Origin of the sequence: Limnohabitans sp. (assembly GCF_044361645.1) — a bacterium.
Classification (GTDB): Bacteria; Pseudomonadota; Gammaproteobacteria; order Burkholderiales; family Burkholderiaceae_C; genus Limnohabitans_A.
The window spans coordinates 1-10,997 of the sequence record NZ_JBIKIL010000126.1 but is presented as its reverse complement, the minus strand read 5'-3'; the positions used below and the strand labels follow the sequence as shown (position 1 = coordinate 10,997).

Annotated in this window: 11 protein-coding genes; 6 read left to right on the top strand and 5 right to left on the bottom strand. The window is 62.6% G+C overall.

Annotated elements, in window-relative coordinates; all coding sequences use genetic code 11:
- Window positions 1-627 precede the first annotated feature (627 nt).
- Window positions 628-873, top strand: coding sequence for a hypothetical protein (locus tag ACIQ39_RS16210; RefSeq protein WP_396435640.1), 246 nt, complete (start codon window positions 628-630; stop codon window positions 871-873).
- The gene (locus tag ACIQ39_RS16205; RefSeq protein ID WP_396435639.1) at window positions 852-983 is read left to right on the top strand and encodes a hypothetical protein; all 132 of its coding nucleotides are present in this window, start codon (window positions 852-854) and stop codon (window positions 981-983) included. Before ACIQ39_RS16210 ends, ACIQ39_RS16205 begins: the two co-directional genes overlap by 22 nt.
- 70 nt (window positions 984-1,053) lie before the next feature.
- Here ACIQ39_RS16205 and ACIQ39_RS16200 read toward each other — a convergent pair whose 3' ends face one another.
- From ACIQ39_RS16200 to ACIQ39_RS16190, 3 genes are read right to left on the bottom strand one after another with little or no spacing between them, the layout of a single operon-like run.
- The gene (locus tag ACIQ39_RS16200; RefSeq protein WP_396435638.1) at window positions 1,054-1,992 is read right to left on the bottom strand and encodes a substrate-binding periplasmic protein; all 939 of its coding nucleotides are present in this window, start codon (window positions 1,990-1,992) and stop codon (window positions 1,054-1,056) included.
- 2 nt (window positions 1,993-1,994) lie between these two features.
- Window positions 1,995-2,339: a c-type cytochrome gene (locus ACIQ39_RS16195; protein WP_396435637.1), complete on the bottom strand. Its 345-nt coding sequence runs from the start codon at window positions 2,337-2,339 to the stop codon at window positions 1,995-1,997.
- 4 nt (window positions 2,340-2,343) lie between these two features.
- Window positions 2,344-4,020, bottom strand: a complete 1,677-nt coding sequence (locus ACIQ39_RS16190) for a PQQ-dependent dehydrogenase, methanol/ethanol family (protein WP_396435636.1) — start codon at window positions 4,018-4,020, stop codon at window positions 2,344-2,346.
- A gap of 391 nt (window positions 4,021-4,411) precedes the next feature.
- On the opposite strand from ACIQ39_RS16190, the gene ACIQ39_RS16185 reads away from it, so the two are divergent.
- Both ACIQ39_RS16185 and ACIQ39_RS16180 read left to right on the top strand, forming a co-directional pair.
- Window positions 4,412-4,558, top strand: a complete 147-nt coding sequence (locus tag ACIQ39_RS16185) for a hypothetical protein (RefSeq protein WP_396435635.1) — start codon at window positions 4,412-4,414, stop codon at window positions 4,556-4,558.
- Between the two features lie 363 nt (window positions 4,559-4,921).
- On the top strand, window positions 4,922-5,968 hold the full coding sequence (locus ACIQ39_RS16180; RefSeq protein ID WP_396435634.1) for an endonuclease/exonuclease/phosphatase family protein: 1,047 nt from the start codon (window positions 4,922-4,924) through the stop codon (window positions 5,966-5,968).
- 320 nt (window positions 5,969-6,288) lie between these two features.
- Here ACIQ39_RS16180 and ACIQ39_RS16175 read toward each other — a convergent pair whose 3' ends face one another.
- The gene (locus tag ACIQ39_RS16175) at window positions 6,289-7,206 is read right to left on the bottom strand and encodes a LysR family transcriptional regulator (protein WP_396435633.1); all 918 of its coding nucleotides are present in this window, start codon (window positions 7,204-7,206) and stop codon (window positions 6,289-6,291) included.
- Window positions 7,207-7,301: 95 nt separating this feature from the next.
- On the opposite strand from ACIQ39_RS16175, the gene ACIQ39_RS16170 reads away from it, so the two are divergent.
- Entirely contained in the window at window positions 7,302-8,462 is a 1,161-nt protein-coding gene (locus ACIQ39_RS16170; protein ID WP_396435632.1) for an Acg family FMN-binding oxidoreductase, read from the top strand.
- A gap of 504 nt (window positions 8,463-8,966) precedes the next feature.
- Here ACIQ39_RS16170 and ACIQ39_RS16165 read toward each other — a convergent pair.
- Entirely contained in the window at window positions 8,967-10,133 is a 1,167-nt protein-coding gene (locus ACIQ39_RS16165; protein ID WP_396435631.1) for an LLM class flavin-dependent oxidoreductase, read from the bottom strand.
- 152 nt (window positions 10,134-10,285) lie between these two features.
- Between ACIQ39_RS16165 and ACIQ39_RS16160 the strand changes: the two genes are divergently transcribed.
- The gene (locus ACIQ39_RS16160) at window positions 10,286-10,855 is read left to right on the top strand and encodes an NADPH-dependent FMN reductase (RefSeq protein WP_396435630.1); all 570 of its coding nucleotides are present in this window, start codon (window positions 10,286-10,288) and stop codon (window positions 10,853-10,855) included.
- Window positions 10,856-10,997 lie beyond the last annotated feature (142 nt).

Sequence of the window (10,997 nt, the reverse complement as noted above, 5' to 3'; positions counted from 1 at the left end):
GCGTTTGGACAGCGAGTTGGCGTCTTTTGGCTTCACCCATTTGGTGACCTCTGTAAATCCGTTGAAACTGGCTACCAGTCTAGCTTGCGGCCGGTTTATGCAACGTCAACTGCCGGAAATAGGTTCACCGCTGCTGACTGCGGCGGTGGCACTGGCTTCAGGCCAAAGCTCAGGCACGGGCACGGCACAGCCCGAGCTTGGCGATGTATCAACCCAGCTCGCGGGCTGCCGCTGTGGGACGGCTGCGATGCGCCGATGGGCGATGGTGTTGAGGTGGAGCCCGATTGGGAGGAGGCGGCCCAACTGGCGCCAGACTTTGAGGTCGATCAGCGTGTCAGTTGGTCAGGTGCGGCAACAGCGGTATGGCCAACGCTGCGGGGCAGGGCTGCGTCTGGCCCTGTCCAAAAATGTTCAAACTGAAACATCTCGGGCGACTGGCCCTGAACAAGCGCTCAGGCAGGCTCAGCCTGAAGGCCTGTGATGTCCAAAACCCAGGTCATAAAAGTGCACATGCGGTTGGATTTCCTATCCTTGGCCTTGCGCGAATTTCTACAAGTTCAGGGTCGAGGTCGAGGTCGGCCCAGGCGACTGCGCTCACAGTCCATATTTGGTGCAACCGGAGTTTTCATGCCACGGCCTATTTTTAAAGAAGTCGCCATCCACCCAACCATTCGAGCCTCCATTGCCGGTCTCCACCAGGACCTGTCCCAGCAGGTGCAGTCAGCGCTGGCCCAGCACGCCTGCGTGGTGGCGGGCATGTCGGGCAACCTGATGGTGGGTCGCGCCCGCAAAGCGCTGGACGCTGCAGGCGTACCGCAAGAGTGCCTGGAGCTGGGCAGCTGCTTCTCGCCATGGCGCTGCGCAACGCGTTGAAGATATGGACCGGCTGGCTGACTTTACCGATGGTGTTTGTGCGCGGCACGCTGGTGGCTGGCAGGGGTCGTGTGCGGCATCTGCCGATCGAGGCGCGGGAAGCGGATTGAAGGGCGGTGGCAGGGAGGGGCAGAGCACGCCAATGGCCCGCCTGAATGCGCCTGATCGCTTGGCGTCGCCTCAGTCGGCCAACAAGTCGGGCAGTGACAGGCCGCTGGCAATGGCGGGCAGCGACGGTGCCTGCCAGCGCATGCCGGCCTCGCGCGCCCACTGGGTCAGCTCACCAGAAGCGCCTGCCTGGCTGATCACGCGGTTGGCCGCTTCCAGCACCTCGGGCTTGTTGGCCAGGGCCACAAAGCCCAGGTTGATGCCCACCGAGCGCTGGAACTCAGCGGCCTCCAGGCCAGTGGCCTGAGGGCGCTGGCGGTAAGCGTCAAAGGCGGTGGAGGTGACCAGCAGGGTATCGATGCGACCGCTTTCCAGCGCCGCCCAGCTGTCCTCGCGTTGCGACAGCGAGACCATGCTGCGGCTGAGTTCACCGTTGCGGTACATCGCCACCATGGCACCTTCGAGCGAGCCCGCCACGACGCCCACCCGGCGGCCGCGCAGATCGGCCAGGCTGCGCACCGGTCCCTGCCCGCTGCGTTGCACGACCGAAATCGCCGTGCCCTGGTAGGGCTGGCTGGCCACCAGGGTGCCCAGCGCGACAAAGGGCCGCTCGCGCTTGCGTTTGGCGCCGGGGTAGTCCGGTGTCTTGGCGCTTGCACGGGTGGGTGCACCGAGGTCGGATGCCAGCAGCGGGAAGCCGCTGACGAGGTCGCACACACCCGCCGACAACAAGGCGTTGACCTCGTGTGTCAGCAGGCTTTCTTTTTCCAGTTCGGACTCGAACGCCAGAATGCGCAGTTCGCGCCCCATACCTGTGGCAATGGCCTTGGCCACTGTCACGTCAAAGCCGCTGACCACGCCTTTGCGCTCAACCGACAAGGGCGGGTTGCTGTCGCTCACACACACCTTCAGCGGGGTGGCCCAGCCCGTGTTGAGCGTGAACAGGCCCAGCAGCGCCAAGGCCGCGCAGCGACCCGCCTGGGGTGTTCGCAGAAAAAGACAGGTCATCATGCTCAGGGCTCCTTGCCACCACGCGAGCCGACATAGGCCCAAAGGTGTTTCACGGCTTCACTGTCCAGGGCGTCTTTGAAGGACGGCATGCTGCCTTTGCCCTGGGTCACGGACTGCACGAAGCGCTCGGGCTGGTCCACCGGAAAGCGGCGCAGGTCGTACGCCGTGGTGCCCGGGGTGATCATGTTGCGGCCGTGGCACTGGGCGCAGGTGCGCTGGTACTGGGCGCGGCCTTTTTCGATGGCCTCCAGGTCGAAGCGCGGGGTCTGCGCCTGTGCCAGCGCAGGCCCGAAGAGGCCTGCGCAGCAGCTCAGCACGGTCAGGATTTGGCGGAAGTGCCTACCCATGCCGTCAGTTCAGGGAGAAGGTCCAGAGTGAGCCGCCCCCCGGTACCTGTGCCATGCGCTCGTCACCCAGCAGCGCCCAGACACCGCCTGCGCCCGAAACGATGCTCACATACTGTTTGCCCTGGTGCTCCCAGGTCACGGGCAGGCCGATGATGCCCGAGCCGGTCTGGAACTCCCAGAGTTTCTTGCCGGTGCTCGCATCCACGGCCATGAACTCGCCGGTGGCCGCGCCCGTGAACACCAGATTGCCCGCCGTGGAGAGGGTGCCTGCCATGCTGGGCTGGCCGGGCCAGGCCATTTGCCATTTGCTCTTGCCCGTCATGGGGTCCATGGCGCTGAGGTAGCCGTGCGGTGCGTCCTTGGGCATGTTCACGCCGCGGAAATTCACACCCAGGTACCACTCGCCCTTTTTGTATTCGGGCTTGGCCAGCTGGTAGGGCCAGCTGATGTTGAGCGTGTTGGCATACGCCAGGCCGGTGGCGGGGTTCCAGGACATGGGGGTCCAGTTCTTGCCACCGAGCACCGAGGGGAAGATTTCAACGTCCTCGCCGGCCCGCGCCTTGGCGTCAATGGCCGAGGGCACAGGGCGCCCGGTCTTGAGGTCGATGCGATCGGCCCAGTTGACCTTGACGTACGGGTTGGCGGCCAGCAGCTCACCCGTGGCGCGGTCCAGCACATAGAAGAACCCGTTGCGGTTGGCCTGGGCCAGCACCTGGCGGTCTTTGCCGGCAACCTTCATGTCCACCAGCATGCCGACTTCGGTGGCGTCGTAATCGTAGGGGTCGTTGGGGGAAAACTGGTAATGCCAGACCAGCTGACCGGTTTTGGGTCGAAACGCCAACACGCTGTTGATGTAGAGGTTGTCGCCTTTGCGCACGTTCGGATTCCAGGGTCCGCCGTTGCCCGTTCCCCAGTACACGAGGTCGAGTTTGGGGTCGTAGACACCCGTGAGCCAGGTCGGTGCGCCGCCTTTGGTGTGGGTGTCGCCGGGCCAGGTATCACCGCCTTTTTCACCGGGAGCCGCGGTGGTGTAGATGCGCCAGAGCTGCTTGCCGGTGGCCGGGTCCCAACCGTCGATGAAGCCGCGCGTGCCGTATTCGCCGCCGGCGATGCCGGTCATGACCACGCCGTTGGCAACCAATGGCGCGCTGGTCATGGCCTGGCCATTGAGGTAGTCGGCCGCCTTGCTTTTCCAGAGCTGCTTGCCGGTTTTCATGTCGAGCGCGATGACGTGGGCGTCGAGCGTGCTGCGGTAGAGCTTGCCGTCAAAGGCCGCTGCGCCACGGTTCAGAATGCCGCAGCAGGCCATCTTGAAGACATCCTGGGGCAGCTCGATGTCCTGCTTCCATATCTGCCTGCCTGTCAGGGGGTTGATCGCCATCGTCGTGTTGTGGGTGGTCACATACATGACGCCTTCGTGCACGATGGGCTGCGACTCTTGGCTTTGCGGGTTGTTCAGGCTGTAGGCCCAGGTGGGCCGCAGCTGGGCCACATTGCCCGAGTTGATTTGCTTGAGCGCGCTGTAGCGCTGGTTGTTGTAGCCCATGCCGTAGGTCAGCACGTTGCCAGGGGTGGCGTGGTCCTGCTGCAGGTCGGCCAGGCTCTGCGCCTGAGCGATCGGTGCCAGGCCCAGCAAACCCAGCAGGGTCAGACCGCCGATCAGGTGTTGTTTGAAATCCATTCTTGTCTCCTTAGGGGGGTGGGTTCACAGTACAGGGGGCGCATGCTGACAGGAGTGCCTTGAAAATTTCGGTTTTCCTTGGCATCTTTGGACAAGACAAGGGACAGGAAATCCAAGCAGATGACAGAAACTATAGCACTGGTTTATGCAACGGCAAGCATCAATAATTAATCAATATATAGAGGTCTGCTTGGGTGCTTGCTCTGCACCTGTTGCCCGAGAAGTCTCGGTTTGACCGGGTTTGAGTTGTGTCAGGCGCAGCCTGCCTCGCAGCGATGTTCATCTCGCTGTTTTACCCCTCGCCCACTGATGCGCTGATTAAGCCTAAAGTCCGCTGTGCCCTGGCACTTTTGATCCCATTGCGGGGCCGGCTGCGCACCCTCACCGGCTTGTGTCCAAGCTGGGCCACATGCCCACGCTGGCCGAGTACTTTGATGCCATGGGCATCGTGAACAAAGATGGTGTGGCGATCGACCAGTACCTGAACTTCGACCAGATTGACGAGTACGTGGAGAACGCCAAGGGTGTGAGGGCCTGAGCGTTGATTCGCTGAGATCAAGAAGACCAAGAAACGGCCATGGGAGCGAATCCGGGGCCGTTTTGCTTGGGTTGCCGCAAGTGGGACGGCGTGCTGGTGCTCAACTTGCGCCTCAGGGCAGGGCAGGGCTGACTGCACTGTTTGAGGCTCAAGCGGCTGGCAAAGTGCAAGCGGGTAAGGCACAGACCGAGCCACCGCGCACCGCGCCAGCACGCGCGCCGCTGCTGTGTGATGAGGCCCAGGCAGCGGTGGGTCAAGGTGCGCAAGCCGAAGGCGCGCAAAAAAAGCGCCCCTTTATGGGGGATGACGCGCGCGGCTGGATCGCCCACAATGGTGCCGTCACCCCAGTCAGGAGGAGTTGAAATGGCCACCACCCGCAGCTGGCGCATTGCGTCGTTCAATTTGTTCAACCTCAACGAGCCCGGCTTGCCGATGTACCGCAACCGTGAGGGCTGGAGCAAGGCTGCTTACGAGGCCAAGCTGGACTGGGGCGCCCAGTTGCTTCGGCGCCTGCAGGCCGACGTGGTGGGACTGCAAGAGCTGTGGCACCGCGGCTCGCTGGAGCGCATGGTGGAGCGTGCGGGCCTGCAAGATGCCTACGAGCTGTTGACACCCGAGAACGCCACGGGCCAGCGCATTGTGTGTGCGGCGCTGGTGCGCAAAGGCTGGCTGCGCGGCCAGCCCAGCTGGGTGGCGCAGTTTCCCAAGGCATTGCGCCTGACGTCGGGCGGCGACGACGCGCAGACGCCCGATATTGCGGTGGCGATTGATGGGTTTTCTCGGCCGGTGCTGCAGTTCAGCGTCAAGCCCCACCCCAAGGCACCGGCGGTGCGGGTCTATGTGTGCCATTTCAAATCGAAGGCGCCGACCCAGGTGGCCAGCCAAGCTTGGTTCAAAAGCCAGCGCGAGGTGTACGCGCCGCACGCGGGCGCATTGGGGGCAGCCATTTCCACCATTCGCCGCACCGCTGAGGCCACCGCCTTGCGCTGGATGGTGACTGAGGCCACCAAGGGCAGCACCGAACCGGTGGTGGTGCTGGGGGACATCAACGACGGGCAGCACAGCAACACCGCCAACATCTTGACCGAACAGCCGACCTATCTGACCGGTGGGCGCTTGGGTGGGCGCGACACCGCGCTCTACACCGCCCAGACCTTGCAGCAGTACCGCGACACCCGCGACGTGTACTACACCCATGTGCACAAGGGCATTCGCGAATCACTGGACCATATTTTGTTGAGCGAGGCTTTTTACGACCACAGCAAAACCCGGGTGTGGTTGTTTGATGGTCTGCAGATCGTCAACGACCACCTGGACATGGGCGAACCCAAGACCGATGGCAGCACCGACCACGGCGTCATTTGTGCGACCCTGCGCTACCAGCCCATGCCTGCGCCCCGGCCAGCGTAGTGCGGGGCCAGCGGACATTCAACGCAGCGGGCTGCGGCTGTGGCCCAAGCGGCCGTGTCAGGGCCAGGGCAAACGGGTGCCGCGCAGGCCGCGCCAAACAGTGCGCCTGCGACCGAGGAGGCCACGGGGCGCGGCTGGCGAGCCCACGCAACCCGAGCCCATACTGCCCATGCATCGGAAAGTTGCCAGGGCTGGCACAAATCTCGGGCAACTGTGTCTGAACACTTGCTCACGCCAGTGCTCAAGCAGGCGCAGCCAGGTGGCTTGTGATGCCCAAAATCCAGTTCCAGTTCCAGTTCGTGCGCATGTGCTTGGATTGCCTATCCGCGAAGCCCCTGTCGGTGCGGCCCTTGCAAGGCCCTTGTCACCTCATCGCCCAGAAAGTCATACACCGCCCGGATGCGGGCGCTGGTGCGCAGTTCGCGGTGCACCGTGAGCCAAACAGGCAGCACCGGCAGGGCGATCATGGGCAGCACGGCAGCGATGTTGGGGTCAGGCTCTAGCGGGTATTCGCCCATGAAACAAATGCCCAGCCCGGCCCGCGCGGCGGCCCATTGCACATTCAGATCGTCGGTGCGCAGCCCAAAGTGCAGCGCGCTGGCCGGCAAGCCCATGGCTTCAAAGCCTTGTTCAATCTCGCTGTTGGTGTCGCCTGCGATCAGGTCGTGCTGGACCAAATCTTCGGGCACTTGGGGTGTGCCCCGGCGTTGCAAGTAGTCGGTGCTGGCAAAGGCACGTACCCGCACTTGCCCAATTTGCCGGGTGACCAGACTGTTTTGTTCGGGCCGCACCATGCGCAAGGCGATGTCGGCCTCGCGCAGCAACAAGTTGCTCACCGAGTTGTTCACAAGCAATTCGACCGACACGTGTGGCAAGGCTTGGCGCATGCGCGCCAGAATGGGCGGCAGCAAATGACAAGCCACCGGCTGGCTGGCCGACAGGCGCACGCTGCCTTGCACCGATTGCCCGGCCCCCGAGGCCAGGCGTGAAAAATCGGCCGCGCCCGCGTGCATGGCGCGTGCCGCCTCAGCCAGATCCAGCGCGTGGGGGGTGGCTTGCAGGCCGCGCCCGGTGCGCTCAAACAGCAGCAGCTTCAACTGGCTTTCCAGCTCGGCAATGTGCCGCCCCAAGGTGGGCTGGCTCACGCCCGTGGCGCGTGCCGCGCCCATCAGGCTGCCGTGCTGCAGGGCCGCCAAAAAGGAGGGGATCAAGGCCCAGTTGAAGTTTGACTTATTCATAAGTGAATAGCTGGTGATCGAATTTATGCAATTGTGCAATGGCCAATGGGTTCAGACAATCTTCATCACCTCATTCATCCCTCAGGAGAAACACCATGAACAGAAGACACCTGTTGCGCATTGCCGGCGGCGGCTTCATCGCCGCAGCCAGCATGACCAGTTTGAGCGGCTGCGACAGCAGCATGCCCGCCGAGGCCATCGCGGCCTGGCAAGCTCCGGCGCTCAAGCTGGCCATCCGGCATTGGGTTTTGTCACACGCATTGCTGGCCCCACACGCGCACAACCTGCAGTCGTGGCTGGTGGACTTGGACACGCCCGACACCATCGTGTTGCGCATGGACATGAGCCGCCTGCTGCCCGAGACCGACCCGCTGTCGCGTCAGCTGGTCATCAGCCAAGGCACCTTCATCGAAGTGCTGGACCTGGCCGCCCGCCAGCGCGGCTACCGCACCGAGGTCACGCCATTCCCCGAAGGCGAGTTCAGCGCCACGGCCCCCGACACCCGGCCCACCGCCCACATTCGCCTGGTGCCCGATGCGCAAGTGCAGCCCGATCCACTGTTTGCGCAAGTCTATAAACGCCACACGCACAGGGGTGTGTACGAAGCACGCACGCCCGATGCCGCTGCTTTGCAGGCTGTGCGCGACAGCGTCAAGGGTTTGCCCGTTACTTTGGGCCTGGTCACCCAGGGAGACGGCGCGGCCATGGCCCGCCATGCGCAGATCGCCATGGACGCCTGGCACACCGAGTTAGTCACGCCGCGCACTTTGTTGGAGTCCTACCATGTGCTGCGCATTGGCCCTAAAGAAATCGCGCAGCACCGCGACGGCATTTCACTCAACTCACCCATGGTGCGCACCCTGACAGCCTTGGGTTTGTTTGACCGCACCAAAGCCTCAGCGCCGGACAGTTCGGAGATCAAAGGCCAGTTGGAACGCTTCAATGCCGCCATTTCCAGCACCCCGGCTTATTTTTGGCTGAGCACCGAGCGCAACGACCGCATCACCCAGCTGCAAACCGGCCGTGCCTATGTGCGCGCGCAACTCGCCGCCACAGCGCAGGGCTTGTCCATGCACCCTTTGTCGCAGGCCTTGCAGGAATACCCCGAGCAGGCCGCGCACTACAGGGCCGTGCACCACTTGCTGGGGGCTGCCGAGCGCGGGCACACGGTGCAGATGTGGACGCGGCTGGGCTATGGCCCCGCCATCGGCCCGGCTCCGCGCCGGGGACTGCAAGCGCATGTGCGCAAGGCGTGATCAGGCGGCAGACGTTGGCAGTGGGGGGTGTTGATGGGGGCTTTGGCCCAGCAACAGCGCCTCAACAAAAGCGCCGAATAAGGCGACAGCGCAACACCTTCATGCGCAGCGCCAAGCACACAGACAGAGAATGGACTGAGCTGTACATGCACACCATCTTGGCTCGCCTGACAAGCTCAAGAGTGGAAAAAAGCGCAAAAGCAATGCTTGGGTCAGGCGCTTGCTGTGCGAATTTGCGCAGTCTGCAGGGCGAAGTCGCTGTGCGCTCAAGAACAAGTTTCAGGCGCTGAAGGTGCGCAAGAGCAGGAGCGCCCAATTGCTGCGCTGGGGCACAAGATGCTGAGCAAAAAGACGCACTGAGCGGATACTGCGGTGGGCTGCAAAGTCTTGGTGATGGCGCGAAATGCGCCACGGTGGATACAAAATCAGAACACAAGGCGGTCAATGGCGCTGGCCTTCACCAAGGCCAGGCACCGGCATGTCTGAGGTCGTCGTTGTTTACCCTTAACGCGCTGCCACTTCTGCTGCAAAGCGAGTGGTTGCGTCTTCCACCGCCTTGGCGTGAACTTCGGCCAAGGCTGGACGCGCCGCGCGCGCGCGTTCGGCTGCGCCCTGCGTGGCCATTTGGCCTTGCCATTGCGGGAACACATGGCGGGCCATCAAGTCGTAACTCTTGCGTGTGGCGTCAAAGTTGGCCCAGTTATGGGCCAGCAGCAAGTAAGCGCCAAAGCCGCCATTGCTTTGTTTCCACAAACGGTCGATTTGTGCGTTCACCATATCGGGCGTGCCGATGGCACCAAAGCCGGAGTCGTTGATGAAAGAGATCATTTCTTTCACGTTGTTGCCCGGCATCGCCATTTGTGGGAAGGCTGCCACGGCTTGGAAGTATTCGAACCATTGCTCGATGCCGTATTCAACATCGCGGTAAGCCTGGTCCATGGTTTCGGCGCAGTGGCACAAGCCCACCAAGCGCCATTTGTTGCGGTGGACTTGGGTGTTGTAGTGCTTGGCTTGTTGCTCCATCACACTCCAATGCAGTGCCAAGGCGTCGAAGCCCGCGGCGGTGGTGGCACCAATCGAGAGCAAACCCACGCCATGCATGCCGGCCAACTTGGGGCCGGTGGGGGAAGCCACCGCCGGCACCACGATGTCAAACAGGGGGTTGGAGTAGGGCCGCAAATGCAAGCGTGCATCGTGCAATTCCCAGCGCTCGTTTTTGAAATTGACGGGTTCTTCGCTGCGCAGCAACTGGGTCACCACGCCCAGCGCTTCTTCCAAATAGCGGCGGCTGTCTTTTTGCGACACGCCGATCATAGCGCCATCGCTGGGCAAGGAACCCGGCCCCATGCCCAGCATGACGCGACCGCGTGTCAGGTGGTCCAACTGCACAATCCGCTCGGCCACCCACAAGGGGTTGTGGTAGCTCATGCTCACCACGCCCGTGCCCAGTTTGATGTGCTTGGTGCGCTCGGCCGATACCGCGATCATCAACTCGGGGCTGGCGCTGATTTCCGAGCCTGCAGAGTGGTGCTCACCCAGCCAGGCCTCGTCGTAGCCGCAGCGGTCAAGCCACTGGACCAGCTCCAGGTCTTGCTCGAGGGCCAAGGTGGGGTTGATGCCGGGCTTGTGAAACGGGGCAAGAAAAATACCAAAACGCATGCGGTGGGTCATGATGTCTCCTGTAGATTTTGAAATGGTGCCCCGCTTGCAGGTGCAAGCGGAATGAACTTTGTATTCTTATTTTTTGACATGATCAACAGGGGTATTCGCTGATTTAATGCCAGAAATCGTGTGCCAAGATGCCCCTGCATTCAAAGAAGCTCATGACTCCACCCCTCTTCATCGTCGGCCTGGGCGGCACCCTGCGCGACGGCTCTTCCAGCGAACAAGCGCTGAAAATCGCCTTGGCCCATGCCAGCAGATTGGGCTGCGATACCCGGTTGTTTGCCGGCCCCGATTTGCTGCTGTCGCATTACGACCCCGGCCGCCAAGAGCGCAGCCCCGCCGAGCTCGCCTTGGTGGAGGCCTTGCGCCGCGCTGACGGCGTCATCTTGGCCACACCGGGTTACCACGGCGGTATCTCGGGTCTGGTGAAAAACGCCATCGACTTCATCGAAGACATGCGTGCCGACGAGCAGGTGTACCTGAGCGGACGTGCCGTGGGTTGCATCGTTTGTGCGCACGGGCCGCAGGCCATGGGCACCACCTTGTCCTCGATGCGTGACATCATCCACACCCTGCGCGGATGGCCCACGCCTTATGGCGCGGCCATCAACGTCACACAAAAACCCTTTGGTGGCCCCGACAGCCCGGCTGTGCCTGAAGCCGTGCAGGCTTGCCAGACCGTGGCCGACGAAGTTGTTCAATTTGCGAAGGCTTGGCGCGGCATCTGAGGCGCGTGACGATTTAACCTATTTCCGGCAGTTGACGTTGCATAAACCGGCCGCAAGCTAGACTGGTAGCCAGTTTCAACGGATTTACAGAGGTCACCAAATGGGTGAAGCCAAAAGACGCCAACTCGCTGTCCAAACGCAA